The 24333-nt window shown below is 51.6% G+C and carries 26 protein-coding genes, 2 tRNA genes and 1 pseudogene; 17 read left to right on the top strand and 12 right to left on the bottom strand.

Features of this window, described 5'->3' with window-relative positions:
* The 3 genes from BLP79_RS20090 to BLP79_RS18740 all read right to left on the bottom strand — a co-directional run.
* On the bottom strand, nucleotides 1-285 hold a 285-nt coding region (locus BLP79_RS20090), incomplete at its 3' end, for a transposase (RefSeq protein ID WP_139163241.1).
* A 291-nt stretch (nucleotides 286-576) separates the two neighbouring features.
* Entirely contained in the window at nucleotides 577-1698 is a 1122-nt protein-coding gene (locus BLP79_RS18745; RefSeq protein WP_090221218.1) for an aminotransferase, read from the bottom strand.
* A gap of 16 nt (nucleotides 1699-1714) precedes the next feature.
* Nucleotides 1715-2662 (bottom strand): ornithine cyclodeaminase family protein, encoded by a 948-nt coding sequence (locus tag BLP79_RS18740; RefSeq protein ID WP_090221217.1) that lies wholly within the window; start codon nucleotides 2660-2662, stop codon nucleotides 1715-1717.
* Between the two features lie 104 nt (nucleotides 2663-2766).
* Here BLP79_RS18740 and BLP79_RS18735 point away from each other — a divergent pair, with 104 nt between their 5' ends.
* Nucleotides 2767-3579, top strand: a complete 813-nt coding sequence (locus BLP79_RS18735; protein ID WP_232716640.1) for a helix-turn-helix transcriptional regulator — start codon at nucleotides 2767-2769, stop codon at nucleotides 3577-3579.
* A 165-nt stretch (nucleotides 3580-3744) separates the two neighbouring features.
* On the opposite strand, the gene BLP79_RS18730 is transcribed toward BLP79_RS18735, so the two are convergent.
* Nucleotides 3745-4191: a MarR family winged helix-turn-helix transcriptional regulator gene (locus BLP79_RS18730; protein WP_211477638.1), complete on the bottom strand. Its 447-nt coding sequence runs from the start codon at nucleotides 4189-4191 to the stop codon at nucleotides 3745-3747.
* Nucleotides 4192-4277: 86 nt separating this feature from the next.
* Between BLP79_RS18730 and BLP79_RS18725 the strand changes: the two genes are divergently transcribed.
* Complete coding sequence (locus BLP79_RS18725) at nucleotides 4278-4703, top strand: ABA4-like family protein (RefSeq protein ID WP_090221215.1); 426 nt, start codon at nucleotides 4278-4280, stop codon at nucleotides 4701-4703.
* Nucleotides 4704-5148: 445 nt separating this feature from the next.
* Here the strand turns inward: BLP79_RS18725 and BLP79_RS18720 are convergent.
* From BLP79_RS18720 to BLP79_RS18700, 5 genes are all read right to left on the bottom strand, one after another.
* Nucleotides 5149-5225: transfer RNA gene (locus BLP79_RS18720), tRNA-Arg, on the bottom strand.
* An 84-nt stretch (nucleotides 5226-5309) separates the two neighbouring features.
* Nucleotides 5310-5386: transfer RNA gene (locus tag BLP79_RS18715), tRNA-Arg, on the bottom strand.
* Between the two features lie 135 nt (nucleotides 5387-5521).
* The gene (locus BLP79_RS18710) at nucleotides 5522-6925 is read right to left on the bottom strand and encodes a sensor histidine kinase (RefSeq protein ID WP_090221214.1); all 1404 of its coding nucleotides are present in this window, start codon (nucleotides 6923-6925) and stop codon (nucleotides 5522-5524) included.
* Between the two features lie 42 nt (nucleotides 6926-6967).
* Entirely contained in the window at nucleotides 6968-8386 is a 1419-nt protein-coding gene (locus BLP79_RS18705; RefSeq protein ID WP_090221213.1) for a dihydrolipoyl dehydrogenase family protein, read from the bottom strand.
* A gap of 5 nt (nucleotides 8387-8391) precedes the next feature.
* Complete coding sequence (locus BLP79_RS18700) at nucleotides 8392-9150, bottom strand: TVP38/TMEM64 family protein (RefSeq protein ID WP_090221212.1); 759 nt, start codon at nucleotides 9148-9150, stop codon at nucleotides 8392-8394.
* 332 nt (nucleotides 9151-9482) lie between these two features.
* Between BLP79_RS18700 and rpmH the strand changes: the two genes are divergently transcribed.
* The 12 genes and pseudogenes from rpmH to BLP79_RS18640 all read left to right on the top strand — a co-directional run bounded on the left by rpmH (nucleotide 9483) and on the right by BLP79_RS18640 (nucleotide 19256).
* Nucleotides 9483-9617 (top strand): 50S ribosomal protein L34, encoded by a 135-nt coding sequence (rpmH, locus tag BLP79_RS18695; RefSeq protein ID WP_005980833.1) that lies wholly within the window; start codon nucleotides 9483-9485, stop codon nucleotides 9615-9617.
* 142 nt (nucleotides 9618-9759) lie between these two features.
* A complete protein-coding gene (gene rnpA / locus BLP79_RS18690; RefSeq protein WP_090221211.1) occupies nucleotides 9760-10095 on the top strand; it encodes a ribonuclease P protein component in 336 nt (111 codons plus the stop codon).
* A gap of 62 nt (nucleotides 10096-10157) precedes the next feature.
* Nucleotides 10158-10274, top strand: a pseudogene (locus tag BLP79_RS18685) (membrane protein insertion efficiency factor YidD); the annotation flags it as partial.
* A 79-nt stretch (nucleotides 10275-10353) separates the two neighbouring features.
* A complete protein-coding gene (locus BLP79_RS18680; protein WP_090221209.1) occupies nucleotides 10354-10857 on the top strand; it encodes an RrF2 family transcriptional regulator in 504 nt (167 codons plus the stop codon).
* A gap of 21 nt (nucleotides 10858-10878) precedes the next feature.
* Nucleotides 10879-11328: a carboxymuconolactone decarboxylase family protein gene (locus tag BLP79_RS18675; RefSeq protein WP_090221208.1), complete on the top strand. Its 450-nt coding sequence runs from the start codon at nucleotides 10879-10881 to the stop codon at nucleotides 11326-11328.
* 96 nt (nucleotides 11329-11424) lie between these two features.
* The gene (ttcA, locus tag BLP79_RS18670; protein WP_090221222.1) at nucleotides 11425-12312 is read left to right on the top strand and encodes a tRNA 2-thiocytidine(32) synthetase TtcA; all 888 of its coding nucleotides are present in this window, start codon (nucleotides 11425-11427) and stop codon (nucleotides 12310-12312) included.
* A gap of 66 nt (nucleotides 12313-12378) precedes the next feature.
* Complete coding sequence (locus BLP79_RS18665) at nucleotides 12379-13914, top strand: putative bifunctional diguanylate cyclase/phosphodiesterase (RefSeq protein WP_232716638.1); 1536 nt, start codon at nucleotides 12379-12381, stop codon at nucleotides 13912-13914.
* A 170-nt stretch (nucleotides 13915-14084) separates the two neighbouring features.
* The gene (gene yidC / locus BLP79_RS18660) at nucleotides 14085-15902 is read left to right on the top strand and encodes a membrane protein insertase YidC (RefSeq protein ID WP_090221207.1); all 1818 of its coding nucleotides are present in this window, start codon (nucleotides 14085-14087) and stop codon (nucleotides 15900-15902) included.
* Nucleotides 15902-16639: an MOSC domain-containing protein gene (locus BLP79_RS18655; RefSeq protein WP_090221206.1), complete on the top strand. Its 738-nt coding sequence runs from the start codon at nucleotides 15902-15904 to the stop codon at nucleotides 16637-16639. Before yidC ends, BLP79_RS18655 begins: the two co-directional genes overlap by 1 nt.
* Nucleotides 16636-17289, top strand: a complete 654-nt coding sequence (gene yihA / locus BLP79_RS18650) for a ribosome biogenesis GTP-binding protein YihA/YsxC (RefSeq protein ID WP_090221205.1) — start codon at nucleotides 16636-16638, stop codon at nucleotides 17287-17289. The genes BLP79_RS18655 and yihA overlap by 4 nt, the downstream gene beginning before the upstream one ends.
* A complete protein-coding gene (locus BLP79_RS18645) occupies nucleotides 17289-17669 on the top strand; it encodes a DUF2946 domain-containing protein (protein ID WP_090221204.1) in 381 nt (126 codons plus the stop codon). The genes yihA and BLP79_RS18645 overlap by 1 nt, the downstream gene beginning before the upstream one ends.
* 189 nt (nucleotides 17670-17858) lie before the next feature.
* Nucleotides 17859-19256: a PepSY-associated TM helix domain-containing protein gene (locus BLP79_RS18640; RefSeq protein WP_090221203.1), complete on the top strand. Its 1398-nt coding sequence runs from the start codon at nucleotides 17859-17861 to the stop codon at nucleotides 19254-19256.
* A gap of 50 nt (nucleotides 19257-19306) precedes the next feature.
* Here BLP79_RS18640 and BLP79_RS18635 read toward each other — a convergent pair whose 3' ends face one another.
* Nucleotides 19307-20029, bottom strand: coding sequence for an SDR family NAD(P)-dependent oxidoreductase (locus BLP79_RS18635; protein ID WP_090221220.1), 723 nt, complete (start codon nucleotides 20027-20029; stop codon nucleotides 19307-19309).
* Nucleotides 20030-20163: 134 nt separating this feature from the next.
* Between BLP79_RS18635 and argB the strand changes: the two genes are divergently transcribed.
* From argB to BLP79_RS18620, 3 genes are all read left to right on the top strand, one after another.
* On the top strand, nucleotides 20164-21024 hold the full coding sequence (argB, locus tag BLP79_RS18630; RefSeq protein ID WP_090221202.1) for an acetylglutamate kinase: 861 nt from the start codon (nucleotides 20164-20166) through the stop codon (nucleotides 21022-21024).
* A 98-nt stretch (nucleotides 21025-21122) separates the two neighbouring features.
* The gene (locus BLP79_RS18625; protein ID WP_090221201.1) at nucleotides 21123-21554 is read left to right on the top strand and encodes a hypothetical protein; all 432 of its coding nucleotides are present in this window, start codon (nucleotides 21123-21125) and stop codon (nucleotides 21552-21554) included.
* A gap of 74 nt (nucleotides 21555-21628) precedes the next feature.
* Nucleotides 21629-22144: a SixA phosphatase family protein gene (locus BLP79_RS18620; RefSeq protein ID WP_090221200.1), complete on the top strand. Its 516-nt coding sequence runs from the start codon at nucleotides 21629-21631 to the stop codon at nucleotides 22142-22144.
* Between the two features lie 77 nt (nucleotides 22145-22221).
* Here BLP79_RS18620 and BLP79_RS18615 read toward each other — a convergent pair whose 3' ends face one another.
* The gene (locus BLP79_RS18615; RefSeq protein ID WP_090221199.1) at nucleotides 22222-23013 is read right to left on the bottom strand and encodes an amino acid ABC transporter ATP-binding protein; all 792 of its coding nucleotides are present in this window, start codon (nucleotides 23011-23013) and stop codon (nucleotides 22222-22224) included.
* Between the two features lie 12 nt (nucleotides 23014-23025).
* Nucleotides 23026-24333: an amino acid ABC transporter permease gene (locus BLP79_RS18610; protein ID WP_090221198.1), complete on the bottom strand. Its 1308-nt coding sequence runs from the start codon at nucleotides 24331-24333 to the stop codon at nucleotides 23026-23028.

The raw sequence follows: 24333 nt of genomic DNA, 5'->3' as shown, positions 1-24333 counted from the left end.
GGTCCAGGGTTTGAGCTTTCTTGCCAAAAAATCGTTGGCGACGGCCAACTCCCCAATCTTGGCGTGCAGGTCTTTCACCTGCTCCTCATCAACCTCCAGCGCTTTCCGGCCTCCGCGTTCGAAGACGCCAGACGCCACTTCCAGCAGCGCACGCTTCCATTGATAGATCATTGTCGGACGCACGCCGAACCGACTGGCCAACTCGCTGACCGTCTCCTCGCCTTTCAAGGCTTCTAGCGCGACCTTGGCCTTAAACTCTGGATAATGTTGCTTCCGTTTCGACATCTTCGATCTCCTTCGTCGTGAAGATCAGCAGACAACAAATCGTAACTTACGTCAGTGTCCGGTTTTCCCGGGGTAGCTCATCCACCTCGGTGGGCGGTTTCAGAGAGGTGAGTATTAACCAGTCTACCACCGGCCCCGCCTTAATTCATGTCGCAATGCAGAAAATGTCAGCTAAGAGCCCAAATTTCCAGTTTTCCGCGCGGTAGCGAAAAGCTGCTTTCGAGAACTGACAGGATTGCTCACAAGGTGATCGAGAGGAGCATCGCGCATTCCAATTCGCGCGACAGGAATTTAGGGCTGCTTGGCCAAGAAAGTAGAAACCAGTTTCAATCCGTCTTTCAATATCTCGGGATTGTTCGCATAGCCAATCCGAACGTAACCTTCCATGTTCAGGGCAGACCCGGGCGTAAACATGACGCCTGTTTCTTTCAACAAAGCCACACAGAAATCCCGTGATGACATCGGCAGGTCAAGTTTCAGCAAGGCTGTTGTCCCTGATTTTGGTTTAACCCAAGTTATCTTTGGTTCTTGTGCCACCCATGCGCCTAGGATCGCGAGATTGCCACGTGTGATTGTTTGACTGCGCGCCAACACCTTATCGCTGTTTTCCAGCGCAAGCGTCGCGAAGTAGTCGTTGATCATACCAACAGAAATGGTGTCGTAATCGCGGTGGATGGCAACCGCTTCGATAACGTCCTGAGGGGCTGCGATCCATCCAAGGCGCAGACCAGAAAGGGAGAACGCTTTGGATGTGCTTGCGGTGCTGATCCCCTTTTCATAGACATCTGCGATTGAAACCGTTGCCCCAAAACCAGTTTGATCTGTGCCGCGATAAACCTCGTCACAGAGCACCCAAGCGCCCACTTCGCGGGCGATAGCAGCGATGGCTTCCAGCATGTCGCGCCCCATCAACGCGCCGGTCGGGTTGTTGGGGTTGTTGATTGCGATCAGCCTCGTGTCTGGTGTGACAAGAGCCCGCAATTCCTCCAGATCGGGTAGAAATCTGTTCTCTTCGCGCAGCTGCAACGGGTGCACTTCCGCGCTAATGCTGGAGGGTATGGAGTAGTGTTGTTGATAGGTTGGAACAACAGCGACAACTCTATCACCCGCAGACACCAAGGTCTTGTGAATGAGCATATTGGCCCCAATTGTGCCATGGGTGACGATCACGTTTTCGGGCTCTTGCCGCTCATACAGGGCGCAAATCGCGCGACGCAGGCGCATTGATCCTTCGATTGTGCCATAAGTCATTTTCATCGGCAGCAGAGCAGACAAGTCGCCGTCGTTGCTACCGCTCAAGGCCAACAATTCTGCGATTGTAATGCTTTCAACACAGGTTTCCGCCAAGTTCCATTTGCACTTGGTTTCCCACTCGTTCATCCAAATTTCGACGCCAAACGGTTCGATATGCATGGTGTAAGTCCTAGTTTCAGGCGCAAGCAGCGCGGTAGATGGCATGGGCGATGGCAATGTCTTCCAGACCCAATCCCACCGAGCGGAAGAAGACCGGACTGCCGTCATCTGGCGTCGGGCACGTACCAATAGAAAGCTCCCCCAGATCGCCGCGCAGATCATCAGCTGACCACCCGTGATCCTGCGCGGCAAGAACCATCTCGCCGGCTGTTATCGGTGTTGTTGCCCGGTAATCGCAATAGACTTGCGCCGTGTTCAAAAACGCAGGTTCCACTTCGTGGGCACGGTGTACGTTGGTGCTGATTGATGTGACCAAGGCATTGGGTTTGAAGGCGGCATGATCCACAACAGGTGTCCCAGACGACGTGCACAGCATCACAACATCTGCGTCTTGCACTGCGGCATCTGCGCTCTCGGCGCAAACTGCATAGGGACAGATGGTTTGCCATTGCGCCCAGACGTCTGAGCCAGTTCTGAGATTTGGCGAATAGAGTTTCACCTGTTGCCACGGGCGTAGGTTTTGGACATGCCGCCAGTGTGCTGCAGCCACAGCACCGGACCCGATAATGACAATTTTTTCTGCGTTTTTTCCTGCCAAGAGGTCTACCGCCAATGCCGTGGTCGCGGCTGTGCGCTCGGCCGTCAAAACACCCGCATCACACAGGCACAGGGGCTGGCCGGTTTCTGAGGACATCAGCACCGTCCACGCAGTAATGAGGGGTTTGCCCTCGGTCACAAGGTAAGGCGATAGTTTCGCGCCAAACACGCCTGTATTTGTGTCAGCCCCCTGATAGGTGATGAAATCGCCTTTATTTTCGGGCAATAGCGTCAAAGTTTGCGGCGGTTGCACCGCTTGCGCGCCGCCAAGCCCGAAAAAAAGCTGGCGCATTTCGTGCAAAACATCGATCTGTGGCAAGCGCTTTGCGACGGCGGCGGCATCAAGGATGATCGGGGGCGTGTTCATTGAGGTAGACTCCATGCAGTTAACGCTCTCATAAGTGAGTACGAACACGCGAACCATCATCCCCAAGGATGATACAGAACCTTAACAGCTTTTTGGAGGCAGCCTTGGACTTTAGCGCAAAGAGCATCAAAGCGGTTAACCTGTCCCTGTCAAAGGTGATGGAGGGACAAGGCGGGGCGCTCGATTTGATCGAGGCTGCCCAACACATCGTGCCGTTCACGGCGGCTCTTTGCGTCGTCAATCGGGTTGACCAATCGCCTGTCTACCTATGCGATTCCTACCCTGATGGGGCGCCCAAGGATGCGGTGCAATGCTATATCAGAAGCACCTATGTGCTCAATCCATTCTACAATGCGTTTTTGGCGGGGCTGCCGCCAGGGCTGCACCGCATGATCGATCTGGCACCTGACAATTGGAAAAGGTTTGACGATCTTCCTGAAGCTGTCTTGGCGCAAAAAGAAGAGATCGGTTTTCGCACGCGCGGTTGGCCAGAGAACCTGCAAGAACTTATCTTAGCAGTCGACCTTCCCAATGGGATGATGGGAGAAGTGAGTTTGGCACGACCATCAGACCTTGGTGGGTTTGAACCCACAATAGTTGAGCGATTTCGGCCGTTTTATCCGTTGTTTGCTACGTCATTTCGACAGATGTGGGCAAATCACTCAAACAACACGGCGATCTTGATCGAACCACACGCGCCACTAGAAGATTTCGCGAAAGACATTCTATCCCCTCGTGAAGCCGAGACTGTCCAGCTTATTCTGAAAGGGCATTCAAGCTTGTCCATTAGCCTGGTGCTAGGCATCGCCGTGCCAACAGTCAAAACCCATAGAAAGAATGCCTATGCGAAACTCGGCATCAGCACCCAACAGCAGTTGCTCAACACATTTTTGCAATGGCACGGTCACGATCTCTAGTAAATAGCCGACATTGAAAGCAGGTGTGTAAACGACCGCCTTGTCCGTAAAGCGGTCCTGGGGCCAGTCAGCACGTAAGGTAGGCTGTGCGGGACTTTTCAGACTTTCGCCGCACATGCACCAATGTCTGGTCTCGCGCTTTCGCCTTCTTGAAGACCGCGCTTCCTAAGCCAACGTATCACCAGTGCCGCCGATCATACAGCGCAACATCTCAGAGAATTTCTCCAACTCTTCATCTTCCCATCTATCGCTGAAAAGATAACTTGCACGTTTGGAGAACGTCGCAAGGCTCTGAGACAGCTTCTCTCTCCCCATCGACGTCGCAACAACGAAGACAAGCCTCGCATCTCGGTCGTCGACCTCCCGGCCTACAAGGCCAATTTTCTCCATCGGGGCGGCCATGCGCGTGATCGTAGACGCGCTGACATGCATCCGCTTTGCCAAATCGACTCGTGACAGCCGGTTTGCCGTTGCCCGTTCAAGGTGGAGCAACAACAAAAATTCATTCACAGATATGCCATGAACGGCCGAAAACTCACCGGATAAGCCAGCTCGGAAGTCTTCTGCCACTTGGATCAAGCGAAGCGCATTTGTGGTACATAAATCAGTCATGCAAACTGTCTATTGCGAATCGCTTTCATATGCAAGTACTTTGCACGAAGTGTGATTCAACCTCATCAACGCAATGTGGTCCCAAAATGTTCTTTGAAAATATGTTCTCGCTCGCCGGAGTTATTGCCATGATTGGATGGCTGATGCTCCTGATCTCACCCCTGACGCCGATTTGGTCTGACAGGATCGCCGGGGTGTTGTTACCGGCTATTCTCTCACTGGGCTATTTGCTGCTCTTAATTATACCTGCCTCCGCGAGCGGCGGAGGCTTTGGAACTCTGGCAGAGGTGATTGTTCTCTTTTCCTATGAACAGGCTGCATTGACCGGATGGGTCCACTTCTTGGCCTTCGATCTCTTCATTGGCGCTTGGGTTTGTCGAAAAGCGAGGTCAGAAGGCATAAACTTCATGCTAGTCCTACCCTGTTTGCCAGTTATCTTTCTGTTTGGTCCGGCGGGTTTTATCGCATTCCAAGCGGTTCGAGCTGTTCGAAATTGGTCAAGATCAGAATGAACGTCGGAAAGCGGCCACTGATCAATTCCGCAGCATCGGCTAGTTTGGGCTCTTAGCTGACATTTTCTGCATTGCGACATGAATTGAGGCGGGGCCGGTGGTCCCGCCGCTTTTGTTTTAAGAGCCAGAGGTGTTTGGCTTGTCCAAATCCCGCTGGCCGTCAAGGCGAGGGCGCGGTCCCCCCCTCGGGCAATGCTATTAGACAGGGCCGTGTCCTCGGCTGCGCCAACCCTGTCGAATAGCATTGCCTCGCCCCCTCCCGCGTTCGCCACATGGCAGATCAGCAGGAACAGGCGGCTTCGCCGACTGAACCTGCTAATCAGCCCTGATTTTCCACAAAAGGAAGTCAGATCAAACGAAACCGCTTGCAGGAGCATGAAATAAGGAAATTGGGTCAGTTTATGACGCAAAGGTCAAAGTTGTCTGACATTCAACAATGGTGAAATGGCGGACCGAGGAGGATTCGAACCCCCGACCCCTTGATTCGTAGTCAAGTACTCTATCCAGCTGAGCTATCGGTCCATTTCTTACAATGATATATCACTGCATATATTTGACGTCCCAATCTCGTCAATTTAATCACTTGCTGAAGGCGATTAAGGGTAGTGGCGGACCGAGGAGGATTCGAACCCCCGACCCCTTGATTCGTAGTCAAGTACTCTATCCAGCTGAGCTATCGGTCCACTGTGGAGCCGGGGTGTAAGCCTTGTTTCACAAAGACGCAACCCCCTATTTACAATTAATTCCTGCGTCTCGCCTCTTTTTTGAAAACACCCATACGTACAAAGGGCGAAAACCATGAAGCTACTGTTTAAGCTTCAAGAATTCTTTTGCGTATCAACAATCTGATCTCCTTTGGGCAACGAAACTTCAAACGCCGTCCCATCCGCTCCTGTGCGCTTCAGGCGCACTTCACCCCCGTGCCCCTTTATTAACTCAGCGGCAATCGCAAGGCCAAGACCAGATCCCCCTTTACGGTTACTGCCTTGAAAGGGTGTAAACAAATTTTCCTGGGTTTTGGGCGGTAGGCCTGGTCCAGTGTCGCACACCTCTATCCACCAAGAGGTCGGCTGCTCCCCGGCACGGATCAGAACGTGCCCCTCTTTGCCAGTTGCCGCAATTGCTTGCCGTGCATTACGTACCAGGTTCATCACAACCCGATAGAGCTGTTCAGGATCCGCCCGAACTTCTAGCCCGGCTGGCACCTCGCTTAGAATCTGAACCGGATCATCCCCCGCTGCCAATTGCTCACTATCAACGACATCTTCCATGATCTGGCACAAAGGCACCTCAATAAGGGCTGGCGCGGGTTCTTCCGCGCGCCCGAAGGCCAAGGTCCCTTCACACAATGAAACCGCTCGTGTAATAGAATTCACCAGCTTAGGTGCGAGACGTCGAACAAGAGGATCTTCGCTCATCTCGATACGATCCGTGAACAGCTGTGCAGACGTTAGAATATTGCGTAAATCATGGCTCACCTTCGCAACCGCCCCGCCAAGCTGCGCCAATCTTTCACGTTGCTTTAAAGCGTGGGTCAGTTCCATCTGCAGCTTTTGCAATGCATCTTCTGCCTCTCTCAGCTCGATGACTGTTGCACTTGGTTTGATAATACCCCGTGCATCTTCTGGAGCGGCTGCATAGCGCTGCATGTAGCCAACCACCCCCTTGATTGGACGGACCAGTAGCATTCGGACCGCTGCAAACAGAAGAATTGCCGTAAACACTGAGATTACTGCAGACAGCACCAGAATACGCAATCCATAGTCCAGCATCGCCGCGCGCAGTGGCGCTGCTTCGATTGTGATCTCGATCAACAGTCCTGCATCCCGAACCGGTTCACCAATCACGCGAATGATGTCGTCATTTGTTTCCAGCAACCGCATCATCGCATCGCGGATCAACACCATTGCGCTGGCATCACGCAGGTCGAACGTTTTCGCGATCGGATCGGGAATAGGAGACGCCAGCATCAGTTGGCGCACTTCATCCCGGCGCAGAACCACATTGAAAACGCCTGCGTTTTGCAACAGTTCTGCTTCCAATTCGGTTTCAAGCATATCATCGGCAAGCAATGCCAATGATGCAATTTGTGCCCGCTCCAACCGGTCCTGCAGATACTGTTCACGGAAACGAGCAATAGAAGGTACGAAAATCAGGATCTCAGCCAACATCACAAAGATGGTGGTCAAAATCAGAAATCGTCCAGAAAGCGTATTGAGCATTCTGCTCCCTTCGTATTGCACCGCTCCACCGCCTCTTTCAGGTCAGGGCAACCAGCGTTGCACAAATCCAACCATACGTTTGACTGTCGCGCTTTCAAAAAGCCGCGGGGTAAAATAAGCTCCTGCCACCCGTTTGTTCAACTCACCAACTGACGGATATGGCGCGACCATTGCGGCAACCTGCCCCATTTTCAAATTGTTTGCCAGCACAAGTGACCACAATGAGATCAATTCCCCCGCCTGCGGGCCTGCAATTGTCGCCCCAACTGGACGGCCTTTGAACACCATCAACTTGATAAAGCCGTTTGTTTTACGCTCAGCAACGGCACGATCATTATGGTGCATATCAAAGCGTGCGACCTCTAGTCGCGCACCAAATTTTTCCCGCGCCTGAGCTTCGGTCAGGCCAACCTGCGCAAGTTCCGGGTCGGTATAGGTCGCCCATGGGATATGATTGGTCTTTGCCTTTGACGGCAAACCAAAAAGCGCAGACTTAATGATAACGCCAGCATGATACCCAGCGACATGGGTGAACTGCAGCCCGCCCGCGACGTCGCCAATCGCATAAACCTTACGGTTGGTCGTGATCAAACCATCATCAACCTTGATTCCTGCGCGCGTGGTCTCAATCCCCGCAGCATCAAGGTTTAGCCGATCGATATTTGGCTTACGACCCACCGCCATAAGCAGATGGCTCCCCTTAAAGACACGACCATCTGCGGTTTGAACTTCAATCGCACCAGCGTCTCCTCGGATTTCCGCAGCCTGCGCGCCCTCTACAATCTCTACCCCTTCGTTGCGCAAGCTCTCAAGGACCAGTGCGGCGGCCTCGGGGTCATCTTTGCCCAGCGCCCGCGCCCCTTCAATCACGGTCACTGCACAGCCAAGACGGATATGAGCTTGCGCCATTTCCAAGCCGATAGGACCACCCCCGATAATCAACAAGTGTTTTGGCTGCTCACGCAGCTCAAACAGTGTCTCGTTGGTTTCATAGGGCACACTATCCAAGCCTGGGATTGGCGGCACAAATGGCGAGGAACCCGTAGAAATCACGATCCGGCGCGCCGTAATCTTATAAGCACCGGCTTGCACCTCTGTAGCAGACAAGAATTCACCGTATTCGCGGATCACACGCACACCGAACCCTTCAAAGCGCTCTTGGCTGTCCATGGGTTCAATCGTTGCGATAATATCTTTTACATGATCTTTCGCGGCAGCGTAATCAATCTGTGGGACCTGGTCTGCAATACCAAATGCCGAAGCATGAGCCTGACCATAGGCCACTTTGGCACTTGCCAATAAGGCTTTGGAGGGAACACAACCGAAATTCAGACAATCTCCTCCCATTCTATGTCCTTCCAGGAGAATGACGTCTGCGCCCATCTGTGACGCCCCAGCTGCAACAGACAGGCCTCCTGAACCGGCTCCAATGACCAGCAGATCACATTTCAGATTTTCCATGGGTTTTATTCCTCGTCTGATGTCTGCTTGCTCGCAGGACGCAGGGTTTTCACAAGAATAGGCATAGCCGCTAAAACACAAAGGCCAAGGATCGGACCAATTACATGAGGTTCCCACAGCAGGCTCAGATCTGGATCATCGCCACGATCAAAGACTTCTCCCAATCCGACTCCAATCCAAGTAAACACAATAGCACCCGGAACAATACCAATTGCAGTCGTCCACAGGTAATTGCGCAATTTCACACCGACCAGCGCAGGTAACAAATTCGCGACGAAAAATGGAACGGCTGGCACAAGGCGTAAAAGCAACAGCACCTCAATTTCATTTTGGCGCAATGCGTTCTTTAACATCTGCACACGGCCGCCAGCATTCTCGATTTTTGAATTTAAGAAATTCCCTAATCCCCAGCGTGCCGCGAGAAAGATAGCCGTGGCGCCCATAGTCGCAGACATAACGTTTAAAACAGTCCCGCCAAGCAAGCCAAAGAGAAATCCCCCCGTTAGGGAAGCCACAGCAGCACCTGGTAGGGAAAAAGCGACGATAGCGACGTAAATCAGTACAAAAATCGCCCCCACCGTCGCAAAATTTGCGTCCCGGAAAGCCAACAACGCCTCGCGATTTTCACGTAATGTCTCGAAAGACAGATAGTCTTTCAATGTTACGGCACCTACAACGGCCACCGCCGCGACAGCTATTAGTGGAAGGTGGCGGGCATAGCCTGCCTTAACGGCTTTGTTTGGAGTCTCTGTCATATCACTCATAAGATGTCTCAGCGTTGCGGATATTGATAGGGGTCTGATGTTGCTAAGAGCTAAATGGGGCGTTCGGGAGTCATTCTGATGCAATTTCACAGCGGGTTGATCAACAAACGCGCTTTCGTGAGTATTTCTGCAAGAAATCCTATCGTTTGTTTCAATCCAACCGTCGAGCACAGACAGGCAACGTCTTTTTGGCGAAAATATTGCAGTTTTACCGGAAAACTGGTCTGCAGGGTTTGACTTGTGCCCGCGCGCCTTCTAAAGACCAGTCTTCAAGATAGCCCGCAGGCGATGTGATTCCGCATCCCCCGCACAAACAGTTGGAGACCGGAGCGATGAAACGCACCTATCAGCCTTCGAACCTGGTTCGCAAACGCCGCCACGGCTTCCGTGCGCGCATGGCCACCAAGGCAGGCCGCAAAATCCTGAACGCACGTCGTGCACGTGGCCGTAAGTCGCTCAGCGCTTAATTCAGGTGACTACGCTACAGTAAATCTGTAGTTTGTTGAGATTTTTGACCGCCGAAGGCTCCCTTTTTGATACAAAGTATCTTGGGATATACGCCTTCGGCGGTTTTTCTATTTAATCCGGTCAATCACGAGACTTTTCAGTATGAATGTCATCGCAAAACGCCGTGATTTCCTGCTTGCCGCCCGTGCGAAACGGCAAGGTAGCAAGGGTATGATGGTTCAAGGCCGCTATCGCAACGATACGGCCGCGCTCCGCGTCGGGTTCACCTGTTCAAAGAAAGTCGGCAATGCCGTAGCACGCAACCGTGCCAAACGCCGCCTGCGCGAAATTGCACGCCTGGTTCTGCCTGCGCATGGCCGTGAGGGCTGGGACTATGTTTTGATCGGACGTGCAGAGCACACGGCAGCACGCCCTTTCAGCGCTCTCCAGAACGATCTGATCTACGCACTGCGCAAGATCCACAACCAAAAACCTTAACCTTTGCAGCGCAAAGATCGGTCTTACCTACTCCTACATTTTAGCAAGCGGCCTGTTCTGTATATGCATTAGCAGCTTTGGAAAAGTGCGACTGCATCAAAGGCACATGTTCTACTCTACGTCGCGTTGAACGCTACCACCCGCTTGGCGGTCCTAGAATAGATAGCGTCCCCGGTTAATTGAAGTAGCCATTTTTCACCATTACTTGACTGCATTCAATTCGTGGATAATATTTATCCACGAATCAAGAGGTGCACAATGAAGCTTAGCGATGGTATCGAACAAGCATTACACTCCGTTACGCTCATGGCAGCCTTGCCCAAAGGTGCGCTCCTCCCCGCCTCTGCGCTTGCTGACTTTCATGGCGTTTCAAAAACCTATCTGCTGAAACATCTACAAGCACTGTCACGTGCAAAGATTGTGGAAACTCTTCCCGGCCCCAAAGGCGGGTATCGTCTCCAAAAACACCCAAGTGAAATATCTGTGCTGGACGTCATTTTAGCGATTGAAGGGCCCGAACCTGCATTTCGCTGCAAAGAAATCCGCCAGAACGGGCCAAATCCGCTCAACGCAAAATACTTCAAAATGCCTTGCCAGATAAATGCCGCCATGCTGCGCGCAGAACGGGCCTATCGTAATGAGCTGCGTCAGATCTCAATCATGGATCTCAATCAAAATGTGGACCAGGCGGATCATGACGGCGCCATTGCCAAACGAGGCTGCGCATTTTTCGGAGAACATATGCGTCAATCAAATTCTTAACTCAAACTCGCAGGTATCCCTATGACACCACGACTGGACTTTCACGCCGCAGCCCCCGAGGCTGTCAAAGCCATTTTTGCTGTGGAGACCTTTCTTGCGCAATCCACAGATGTCACCCCCCATGATCTACATCTGCTCAAACTGCGCGCCTCACAGATCAATGGTTGCGCCTATTGTGTTGACATGCACACAAAGGAAGCGCGCAAGGATCAAATACCAGAACAAAAGATTGCCTTGATCTGTGTATGGCGTGAATCCAGCCTGTTCTCTGCAAAAGAGCGGGCTCTGCTGGCCTGGACCGAAGCCATGACTCAAATCAGCCAAGGCTGCCCTTCGGATGAACGTTATGAGGCAATGCGGGCGCATTATTCTGATGCAGCCCTCGTCAGTCTCAGCGTTGCAATTACCCAAATCAATGTCTGGAACCGACTCGCGGTCGGCTTTCGCACCCCACATCCAACCGACATCTAAAGCCTTCCTTGCGGATCATCCGCTTTGATCCAGGAATTGATCCAACGCGTTTGTTTGGGTCTTTTCCAATATGCGCAGAACTGGCATATGCAAATTATGCTTGATGATGACCTGACCGAGATCCACGCCCTCTTTGAAGGTGCCCCACAAACCACCGAGTTTAAGAAGCTGCGCAAACGTATCGTACGATACGCACGCGAAGCAATTGAACAATACGGTATGATCGAGCGTCGGGAAGACGGCTCGGTTCCAAAGTGGTTGGTTTGTTTGTCTGGAGGTAAAGACAGCTACACCCTGTTAGCAGTTCTTCATGAGCTCAAATGGCGCGGATTGTTGCCTGTAGACTTACTGGCTTGCAACCTGGATCAAGGGCAGCCCGGTTTTCCTGCAACAGTATTGCCTGAATTTCTGGAAAAGATGGGCGTCCCCCATCGTATTGAATATCAAGACACATATTCCATCGTCGTCGATAAAGTACCGCAAGGACGCACCTATTGTGCACTCTGCTCGCGCCTGCGCCGCGGCAATCTATATCGTATCGCACGTGAAGAGGGATGTTCTGCTGTCGTTCTGGGACATCATCGGGATGACATTCTGGAAACCTTTTTCATGAACCTCTTCCATGGAGGACGGCTTGCAACTATGCCCCCTAAGCTTGTCAACGAAGAGGGGGATCTCTTTGTTTTCCGGCCGCTAGCGCATGTGGCCGAAGTCGATTGTGAAAAATTTGCACGCGCTATGAATTACCCAATTATCCCATGTGACCTCTGTGGAAGTCAGGATGGGTTGCAACGTCAACAGGTGAAACAGATTCTTGATCAGTGGGAATCAAACAGCCCCGGACGCCGCCAAGTGATGTTTCGTGCGCTTATGAATGCCCGACCTTCACACCTTTTAGACCCCAAACTGTTCGATTTCATAGGTCTTTCGACTAAAACCGAAAAAGAAATCTCTGAAAATGACGAAATTCCTCTCCTACGTTAACCGCTGAGTCAGACCCATGAACGTAACTTAGGTCAGCACCAAATGACTTAGGTAAAAGGTCTGCACATGAAAATTGCAAGTTCAGGTCTGATGGGACGCACTCGAAAGGCGCTCGGCTCGATTTTTCTCGGGCCCCCAATGCTTGCCTTTCTCCCAGCGCTGACTCTTGCCACGTATTGGATGGGTGGTGAAATTGCGCTTGTGATTGCAGCGCTCGGATTGCCGTTGATTTTTGCCGCAAGTGGTCTTTTCGATAGCACAACAGGCGCACCACAGGACCATGTTACTGGCCTGCTGCTGCGGGATGGCTTTGAGATGGCAGTGCAGGATGCATTTAAGTCTGCACAGAAAAAAGGCCAGAACTCTGCTGTTTTTATCATCGAGATTGATCATTTCAAAGACCTCGAAGCAGAACACGGGCAACAAACCAGCGAAGATATACTCGCCACGCTGGGCAACCGTTTACGCACAGCCGCACGCAATCAAGACAGTATTGCACGTATAGCCGACAATAAGGTGGCTATATGCCTTGCACCGATGCAACATCTTGATCTTGAACTTTGCATTCAAATCGCAGGCCGCTATCAGACCGCTATCGAAGAAGCGCTACCCGTTGATGGGATGACCATTTACCTGACCTGTTCTATTGGGTTTTGTACATTCCGTCAGACACCAGACGACAGCTCTGAAGACTGGATTTCAGGGGCGTTTGCAGCATTGGAAGAAGCCAAACACAATGGGCCCTCAGGGATGCGTGCCTACTCTAATGAGTTGCTACATCGCACAAAGCGCCGCAGAAATCTGCATGGAGAGGTCGTTCAAGCACTTGAAACAGGTCAATTCCAAGCATGGTTCCAACCGCAAATCAATACAGACACAGGTATGGTATCAGGCTTTGAAGCACTTGTGCGCTGGTCGCACCCTGTACATGGCCTAATTCCTCCATCGACCTTTCTGCCTGCTTTGGAAGACGCAGGATTGATGGAACGTTTGAGCGAAGTAATGATGTATCAGTCACTCTCAGCCGTCAAAGCCTGGGACGCAGCAGGAGTACAAGTTCCCCAAGTGGGTGTGAACTTCGCAGCGGAAGAACTACGCAATCCGGGATTGGTTGAACGTATTAGATGGGATCTCGAACGGTTTGGACTGACGCCAGACAGGCTGGCCATCGAAGTTTTAGAAACCGTTGTGTGCGATAACCCTGATGACGTAATTGTACGTAACATCATCGCCTTGGGGCAAATGGGGTGCCAAATAGACCTTGATGATTTTGGTACAGGCCATGCTTCCATCGGAGCAGTACGCCGGTTCAATGTTGGCCGGATTAAAATTGACCGCTCCTTTGTAACCAAAGCAGATCGTGACCCAGAACAGCAAAAGATGATCTCCGCGATCCTAACAATGGCAGAACGGCTGGATCTGGACACACTCGGGGAAGGCGTCGAAACAGCTGGCGAACATGCTTTACTTGCGCAGCTCGGATGTGGCCATGTTCAGGGCTACGGAATTGGACGACCGATGCCCTTTGACCAGACACTTGACTGGATCATCGCACATCAAGCCAAGCTCAAAGAGCCTCCCGCGATCGGTGGCAGCACTTGAACTAATCCAGAGCAATCTTTCTCATAGATATGAGTAAAACCAAAGAAAAATCGTCTTTTTCGCACGTCAAAGCCCATTGAGGCTTTGACACTTCTCGATTCCTCTTGACCTTTGCACCATGCCCCTGTTGAACCACTTGCGTCATTGCATGCACGAGGTGGCAGTCCCAGATGGACGATCAAAACAAAAATCTACTACTCGCAACTGTGCTCAGCGGCTTGGTGCTGCTTGGCTGGTATATCTTAGTCCCGCCGCCAGAAGCACCTGCTGATGCTGCGCTCGTCGAGGGCAATCTATTGCCTCCGGTTGACGCACCAGTGGATGCGACTGCTGGCGCGCCAGCAGCAACAGCTGCCACAAACGAACCTATTTCGACAGCAACAGAAAGCGCACCTGATGCGCCAAGGCTGACCATCGAAACCCCACGTGTGTCAGGAAGTATTTCCCTGCGCGGTGGGCGAATTGATGATCTTGCGTTAAAAGACTATCGCGTCACAAATGATGCGGAATCGGATATTGTGACGCTGCTGGCTCCTGTTGGTCAATCGCAGGCTTACTACGCCTTGTACGGCTGGGCTCCCGGCTCGGGTCTCGCACTTGACGATGTACCAGGTGCGAACACCCTCTGGTCTGCACCAGAAGGCGCAACTTTGTCTCCTGAAACACCAGTGACGTTGAGCTGGGACAATGGCAAAGGGCTTACCTTTGAGCGCGAGCTTACGATTGATGACAACTACATGTTTTCAATCAGGCAATCTGTCACAAATAACGGTGACACCACTGTTTCGCTTGCCCCATATGGGACTTTGGCCCGACATGGCGAACCACAGGATCTCAAAAACTTCTTCATTCTCCATGAAGGTTTGATCCGTGAGAGCGATGGAGAACTGGCTGAGCTTGACTACGATGATATGCAGGATTTCGAAGTAAATCCGCGTGATGGGTCAAATTCAGAAACGATTTCAGTGGAAAACGCTGGCTGGATTGGCTTTACCGATCATTACTGGATGACCACGCTTGTTCCCGAACAAGGCAAAGCGTTCCGCGCCGTAGCGAAATACGATCCGCGTCGTGAAATCTATCAATCAGACATCGTAATGCCCACAATCACGCTGGCAACGGGAGAAAGCAGTACCGCCAATTCACAGTTGTTCGCTGGTGCAAAAGAATGGGCTGCAATCCGCGCTTATGAAAAAACTGGAATTGAAGGCTTTCTCGACAGTATCGATTGGGGATGGTTCGCATTTCTGACCAAGCCGATTTTTGCAGTTCTGCATTGGCTAAACCTCCAGATCGGCAATATGGGCTGGGCCATCATCGGCTTGACCGTACTGATCAAAATCCTTGTCTTCCCGCTGGCGTATAAATCTTATGCATCAATGGCAAAGATGAAAGAGATCCAGCCCAAGATGGAAGCGCTGAAAGAGCGTGTGGGGGATGATCGCCAGAAGATGCAACAAGAGATGATGGCGCTCTACAAAAAAGAGAAAGTCAATCCTGCTGCGGGCTGTCTGCCGATTCTGATCCAAATCCCGATCTTCTTCTCGCTATACAAAGTGATCTTTGTAACGCTCGAACTGCGCCATGCACCTTTCTTTGGTCCTTTCCAAGATCTGAGTGCGCCTGATCCGACCACGTTCATGAACCTCTTCGGCTTACTGCCTTTTGAGGGGCCAGAGCCAGGAAGCATCCTTGCGCTAGTCTTTATTGGGATTTTGCCGCTGCTGCTTGGTGTTTCCATGTGGGTTCAGCAAAAATTGAACCCAGCGCCAACAGACCCAACACAGCAAATGATCTTTGCGTGGATGCCATGGGTCTTTATGTTCATGCTTGGTGGTTTTGCGTCCGGGCTAGTGGTTTACTGGATCGCGAACAATACGATCACATTCACACAGCAGTACCTGATCATGCGCAGTCATGGTTATAAACCGGATGTATTTGGTAACATTAAATCCAGTTTCAAGAAAAAGCCAAAGGCTGACAGCTGATGAGCGTTCGTATCACCTCTATGTGGAGACACCCAATCAAGGCCCATGGTCGTGAAGAGGTGAACGAAACACAATTAATCCCTGGGCAATGTATGCCCGGGGATCGTGTTTGGGCCGTAGCCCATGAAAACACCAAGACAGATGGTGGCGAATGGGCGCGATGCCAAAACTTCACCCGTGGAGCCGGCCATCCACAATTGATGGCAATAACGGCCCAGACTGAGGGGGCGTATATAACGCTTTCACACCCCAAACGGCAGGATCTCAAATTTCGTCCTAATCAAGATCAAGCAGCGTTTTTGGAGTGGGTTCGGCCTTTAATGGAGCCTGAACGTGCACAACCTGTGAAAATTATTCATGCAAACGGTTTAGGATTGACCGATAGCAGCTGGCCTTCCATCACATTGTGCAATGCCGCAAGCCATCGCGCGATTGAAGAGCACGTGGGCCAAGACCTTTCGATCCATCGCTGGCGCGGCAACGTTTGGCTTGACGGTCTTGAACCTTGGGAAGAGTTTAACTGGATTGATCGGGAATTGCGTCTAGGAGACGCAATCCTGCGCATACGTCAACGGACTGAGCGTTGCATCGCAACAGAAGCCAATCCAGCCACAGGGCAGCGGGATGTCGAAACACTTAACGCATTAGACGCTTGGGGGCATCGCGATTTCAGTGTTAAAGCTGAAGTTGTCAAAGGCGGCTTGGTGCGCACAGAAGATACACTGGAACTTTTATGAACACGCTTCCCTTTCCGCTCGCAGATGAGCCAGATGAGATCAGTGCCGAAAAAGGGCGCAAGCTCTTTGCGGGTGAATCAACCTTTGTCAAAGGCGTTGTCGCAATGTCAGGCCTGCCTCCAGCAGACCGCTTGGAAGTATGCTTTGCAGGCAGATCGAACGTTGGCAAATCAAGCTTGATCAATGCCCTAACCGGAACCAAGGGGCTTGCACGCGCCTCAAACACTCCCGGGCGCACCCAAGAGATAAACTTTTTCACACAAGGCCCTGAACGCTATTTGGTCGACTTGCCAGGATACGGCTATGCAAATGCACCATTAGACGTTGTAGCCAAGTGGCAGCGCCTGCTGAAACAATATCTGTCAGGCCGCCAAAACCTACGCCGGGCCTTTGTATTGGTTGATAGCCGCCACGGTGTGAAACCCGTGGATGAAGAAATCATGGCGCTTCTGGACAGCGCTGCTGTCACGTTTCAATGCGTGCTGACCAAGGCGGACAAGGTAAAAGCAAAGGATCGCGAACACGTGCTGGAACAGGTGCGCACTGCCCTGAGCCGCCACCCTGCCGCCTACCCTGAGCTGGTCCTAACCTCATCTGAAAAGGGCGATGGTATCTCGACCCTGCGTTCGATTGTTGCTAACTTAACCTGATGCTGCATCGCCTGTCTTCTTTTCTGCTACTGATTGCCTTGGCTGTTGCCGGGATGATCCCTGCTGGCTGGATGCCGGAAACAGGAGAAGACGGCCGTATACTCTTGGTCCTGTGCACTGATGATGGTGTTGTAGAGCAATGGGTAGATCTGGGGGATGACGAGACATCAGATCCTCATAGTTCCGGGGATCCAATGGAAGATCGCAGCTGTCCCTTCGTTGCACTCAACGGGATGGCTGCACTTGATGGCGATGTGTCGCTGATCAATCCTGCAACGCTCCTTACGGCGCGCTGGGGCGATCAGCCTTTCACCCACGCCAGTGCAGGGTTTTATACCCGCTATGACGCGCGCGGCCCTCCTGCATATCACTCCTCCTAAATTTGGCAGGTTCCTTGCGTGTGGCATTCGCCCACCGCGTTCTTTTCATGACGAATACCCCAACTCGCTGGGCCGTTTGATCGGTTCAGCCCTCATGAATGCCGCGCTCACGGGATCTGCCCTTGTGCCTCGTTCTTAACGACGAGGCTGCGCATACCGCGTGTTATTTCTATGCATCTGGAGTGAAAAATGGCAAAGAGCCAAACCCAACCCACGGGTGAAACCCGTTCGATATCTGAAAAGTTTTACTTCGCCGCCTGGCGCTGGCATTTTTATGCGGGTCTTTTTGTTGTCCCCTTCTTTCTAATCCTCGCAGTCACCGGCATGATGATGATGTTCATCACCCAGTACCAAGGCCGCGATGGCGAAAAGATCCGAATTGATCAAGGTGAAACAGCCCTTCGTATTGACGCCCAAACCGAAGCAGTCCTCGCCGCGCAACCCGGTAAAATTGTAGAGTGGATCGCACCAAAAGCAGATGACCTTGCAACGGTGTTTCGTGTTCAAACCGAAACGGGCAACCGTCTTGTCGCGCTCAATCAATACACTGGAGAGGTGATCAAAACTTGGGATCGCCGCAAGGGTTGGTACGACTGGGCTGACAATGTGCACGGCTCGCTATTGATTGGCGATACGGGGGATCGCCTGATGGAAATCGCAGCTGGGCTTGGTCTCGTCCTTGTTTTGACTGGGCTCTACATTTGGTGGCCCCGCGGCAATGTTCTGGCCGCCTTTGTTCCAAACCTACGTGCGCGTGGACGAGCCTTGTGGAAGAACCTGCATGCAGTGGTTGGCTTCTGGATGTCGCTTATGCTCGTTATTTTCCTCATCTCAGGCCTCTCTTGGACGGGCATTTGGGGCGGTAAATTCGTGCAGGCCTGGTCAAGCTTTCCAGCAGAAAAATGGGACAATGTTCCACTCTCCGACACCACGCATGAGGCGCTCAATCACGGGCACACCAACGACGTACCATGGGCCTTGGAAAAAACACCGCTTCCTCTTTCTGGATCACAGGCAGGTTTAACCGCGATCCCCGAAGACACTGCCGTGAACTTGGAAAGTGTAATCATTCTAGGCAAATATCTGGGGATGGAAAATCGGTTCCGTGTGGCCTTCCCACGGGGTGAAACAGGTGTGTGGACAATCAATCGCGACAGCATGAGCCAAGACAGCGACGATCCTTTTGTTGATCGCACAGTCCACGTTGACCAATATACCGGTAAAATTCTGGCAGATGTCAAATATGACGACTATTCCGTCATGGGCAAACTTATGGCGGTAGGCACGCCATTCCATATGGGTCTGATGGGAACCTGGAGCTTTGTTCTGAATGTCGTATTCTGCCTGTCGGTGATTTTCGTGTCGATCTCGGGCGTTGTGATGTGGCTCAAACGTCGCCCGTCAAAAGCAGGTCGTTTGGCAGCGCCTCCAGTTCCAGCAGATTTGCCATTCTGGAAGGGCGCAGTCGTCATTGGACTTTTCTGCTCAATGGCCTTCCCACTGGTCGGCTTGACCCTGCTCGCGGTACTCACTTTTGATGTCTTGGTGCTGAACAACATTCCAGCGATGAAACGTGCATTTAGCTAACGCACAAGATTGCGGCCTGTTTCCCTACCCGGCCGCAATCCACCTCTCAATCACACATGTTGCGCACCGTTCACTTCGATTTCGGCTCCTGAAATATAAGAGCTGGCATCTGAACACAGAAAATAGATCGCCTGTGCCACTTCATCTGGTTGCCCCAGACGTTGCAGCGGTAGCTTCTCAACAATCTTATCAGTTCCGGGGCTCAGAATAGAGGTTTCAACCTCCCCCGGTGCAATCGCGTTGACGCGGACCCCAAGCGGGCCAAAATCATGGGCCATCTCACGTGTCAGCGCTGCCAATGCAGCCTTCGATGTCGCGTAAGCAGCACCTGCAAAGGGATGTACCCGACTGCCTGCAATCGATGTCACATTCACAACCGAACCTTTGGCGCTAGCCAGCTCTTCTTTCAGTCCACGCGCAAGCACGACAGACGCAAAGAAATTGACATGGAACACCCGTCCCCAGTCCATCAAATCTGTATTAAGCGTGCTGAGACGTTCGCCGTTAGGCCCTTTCGGAGAGATCCCTGCGTTGTTGACCAATGCGTCCAGCTTCCCGTTCAGCCGTTCCTGGATCTGGCCAACAGCATTGATGGTATCTGAAGGATCGCCCAAATCCAATTGTACATGGTCTTCGCCACCCCAGGGGCAGTCTTTTGGCAGCGCATTTCGTGAACACGTAATGATGCGCCAACCTTCCGCGTGAAACTTTCGCACGGTGGCATGACCAATTCCGCGACTCGCACCGGTCAGCAATAGAGTTTTCTGGGACATAACCGCTCCATCCAGCATGCTTTGATCGCACCCTAGCAGTGCTAGAACCCATCGCAATGGGAATACGCAGTCCCTGCCCCTTGGCACAGCTGCCAGAAGGCCCTAAACACATCGTTCAAAGGGATGATGCAGCAATGAAGAAACAGACAATGGATCGAGATTGGATTGCAACCGCTGAGACGCTTTCAAGCGCTCTGCCATATCTACAACGCTATGACGGTGCGATTGTCGTGATCAAGCTTGGCGGTCATGCAATGGGCAGCGACGAGGCGATGGACAACTTTGCACGCGACATCGTGCTGATGCGCCAAGTTGGCGTCAACCCTGTTATCGTGCATGGTGGTGGTCCGATGATCAATGCCATGCTGGATAAGCTTCAGATCAAAAGCAGCTTTGTAAACGGAAAACGCGTCACCGATCAGGCAACCATGGAAGTTGTGGAAATGGTGCTGTCTGGCGTCGTAAACAAGCGCATTGTTCAGGCCTTAAACCGCCAGGGTGGGATGGCGGTTGGCCTATCAGGCAAGGATGCAAACCTCATAATCTGCGAGTCTGCGAATGCAGAGCTGGGTTTTGTCGGATCACCCACAAACATGGATCCAGCCGTACTTCATAACCTCTTTGAAAAAGATATGATCCCGGTTATCGCGCCAATTGGTGCAGGGCGCGAAGGCGAGACCTTTAACATCAATGGCGACACAGCGGCAGGTGCAATCGCACAATCCCTGAACGCGGATCGTTTGCTGCTGCTTACGGATGTTGCAGGCGTCAAAGATGATACCGGTGAAGTTGTCACTGAGCTAAAAGCGGTAGATGTCGAAGCCATGACACAAAGCGGCACTATTGCAGGTGGCATGATCCCCAAAACTGAAACAGCGCTTGAAGCAGTTCGCAACGGTGTTCGTGCGTGTACCATTGTTGATGGTCGCGTGAAAAATGCAGTTCTCTTGGAACTTTTCACAGATCAAGGTGCAGGATCAATGATACGCGCTTAGTTCGAACGTATCTGCCCACACCCAAGCAGGTTCAAGAATTTGATTTTGGAAAATAACTAGAACCTGCTACGCTAAGCATACGGTCCTAAGGGATTTCTATGCAGATGCTCAGTGCTATATTTGGATTGGAAATACGCGTTGGTCTGGTTCCACAACCGGCTGCAACGCGTGTGATGTCGATTGCACATAGATTTCACACTCTGCAAAGCAAATCTGCACAGGCTTATGGAGCTACCTCAGAGCGGAAACCGATTGCACGTTCTGACATTTTCCAAACCCTCTCATGCTTATTAACTTTGCAGAGAAGGCTACTCTCCGCATATGGCCGCAACCATCCTAGTACCAAATTACGCCACTATAAGGTTAGCCATGATCAAGCTGATTTTAGAAAGACGTTAAAAAGTAGTCTCATAGAGAATTTTAACGAATTCAAAATACAACCTGTGATTGACAAATATTGCCTTGCAATGTCAGTCTGTAAAGGCGAGCAAAGCCATCACAAGGAAAACGGCGTTGGCGCAAGTCGTTAATCTCGGCGCTTCCAACGTTCATCGTGTACTTAAAATCCTTCGCAATCGGCCCACCAGATGAGATACTTTAAACCATGACATGCACGTTAATTCTAACCCGCCATGCCAAATCTTGCTGGAATTCAGATGCGCCCAGCGATCATTCCCGTCCTTTGAACGAACGTGGCCAGTTGGCTGCAAAGGCACTTGGGAACTGGATCAAAGAATATGACTATCATCCGACTCAAGTGATCTCATCCTCCTCCCAACGCACGCGCGAAACATATCAACTGATGCAGCTGGAGACCTCAAGCATCTATCTCGAACGCCTGTATCACGCTAGTGCAGAAGTAATGTTTCAAGTACTGAAAGAAGCTGAAACTCCGCGTACACTGATCTTAGGGCATAATCCGGGTATCGCGTCCTTTGCCCATCAAATCGTATCCTTTCCACCAGATCATTCTCGATTTGAAGACTATCCCACAGGTGCAACACTTGTTGCTGATTTCCCAATTGAGAGTTGGAGTGAGTTAACATGGGGTAGCGGGATCGTCAGAGATTTTGCAGTCCCTCGCGAACTATTGGGCGCCAGCCCAGATTTAGCTGCATAAAAAACCCAATACTCCAAAGAAAAAGGCCCCAAGATATCCTCTTGGAGCCTTTTTTGTTTTAGCTACAGAAACTTGGATCAGTGACCCAAGATCTGGCTCAGGAACTGCTGTGTCCGTTCTGACTTTGGATTGTTGAAGAACTCTTCGGGTTCGTTTTGTTCAACAATTTGGCCATCGGCCATAAAGATCACGCGGTTTGCAACCTGACGGGCAAAACCCATCTCATGCGTCACGCAAAGCATGGTCATGCCCTCTTCCGCGAGCTCGATCATGGTGTCCAACACCTCTTTGATCATCTCAGGATCCAGCGCCGAGGTGGGTTCATCAAACAGCATGATACGGGGTTTCATGCACAGAGAGCGTGCAATCGCCACACGTTGCTGCTGCCCGCCTGAAAGCTGACCGGGGTATTTATGCGCTTGGTCTGGAATTTTCACCTTTTCCAGGAAATGCATCGCGGTCTCAATGGCTTCTTTCTTAGGTGTTTTGCGAACCCAGATCGGAGCCAGTGTGCAGTTCTCCAGAATCGTCAGATGCGGGAACAGGTTAAAGTGCTGAAAGCACATGCCAACTTCCGAACGGATCTTGTCGATATTTTTCAGATCCGACGTCAATTCAGTGCCATCCACAATGATCTGGCCCTGCTGGTGCTCTTCCAGACGGTTGATGCAGCGGATCATGGTGGATTTACCAGAACCCGAAGGTCCGGCAATCACGATACGCTCACCGCGATTCACGGTCAGGTTGATGTCGCGCAGAACGTGGAACTGTCCATACCACTTGTTCATGTTGGTGATTTGGATCGCCACTTCATCAGAAACCTGAAGTTTTGAGCGGTCGATATTACGGTCAGAGATAAGATCAGACATAATTGTGATCTCCTAGCGTTTATGGCCAGTCTGAAGCTTGCGCTCCAGGTACATGGAATAGCGGGACATGGAAAAGCAGACGACGAAGAACAGTACAGCAATAAATGCAAAGAGTTCCCAGTAAATACCATTCCAGTTTGCATCCGCACGAATTGCAGTCGAGAAGCCGATCACATCAAGCAGACCAATAATCGACACCAGAGTGGTATCTTTAAAGATACCGATAAAGGTCGATACGATGCCCGGGATCGAGATCTTCAGCGCTTGCGGCATGATGATCAGACGTTGTGCCTGCCAATAGTTCAATCCAAGAGAGTCTGCTCCCTCATATTGGCCTTTTGGCAATGCAGCCAGACCACCCCGGATCACCTCGGCCATATAAGCCGCTGAGAAGAGGGTCATCATGATCATAACGCGCAGAATAATGTCAAAGTTCGTACCAGGTGGCAGGAAGACATTCAGCAGCAATGAAGCAACGAACAGCAAGGTGATCAGTGGCACGCCACGGATGAATTCGATAAAGCCCACACAGATCGCCTTAACAATCATCAGATCCGACTGACGCCCAAGCGCAAGCAGAATGCCAATTGGCAACGAAACACCAATCGCCACAATTCCAAGCAGCAAGGCCAGCATAAAGCCACCAAACTCACGAGACTGAACGGTTTCAATACCGATTGGGATCACACTGGAAAGCCCTGCAACAACCGGAGCAGAAATGGCCATCCACCACAACAACGCCGCAATCACAGATGCGATGATCGCAATCAGTGATCCAGTCATCGCAGTCAGATGACGCGTTCCAAAGAAGACAATGGCAAAACCAACTGCCGCTGAGATTGGGTTCCATATGCTACCGCCCCACATCAGCCAGGGCATGATGAATGGGTAGGCAAGCGTCAGATAGATCATCTGGCGCGGCGACTTTTCTGAGAACAGAACAGGCGCCAAAGCAGCCAAAGTCAAAACAAGCGCCAGATTCACCCGCCAGTACAAATGGCTTGGATAAAACCCGTAGAGCATCTGCAGCCAACGATCATTGATTACGGCCCAGCAGGCGTGTCCGTGCGTGCTGCCCCATGTCGCGATCATGATTTCACGGCATTCGCTCAGTGATTCTGCATTCCAGACGGACTGGAACGTCCAAGGGATCAAAGCTGACAAGATATAGGCAACAAAGCCCAACGCAACCAGCGTCAATACCGAGTTTAAGGCACTGGAAAAGAGATTCGCACGTGCCCAACCAATCACCCCAACGGTAGAGGCAGGCGGTTCACGCTGTTCCAGCATTTCTGTGCGGACATAAGATGTATCGCTCAT

This window comes from Epibacterium ulvae, from assembly GCF_900102795.1.
GTDB lineage: Bacteria > Pseudomonadota > Alphaproteobacteria > Rhodobacterales > Rhodobacteraceae > Epibacterium > Epibacterium ulvae.
The sequence above is the reverse complement of the archived record's forward strand: the minus strand, read 5'-3'. Positions and strand labels throughout refer to the sequence as shown.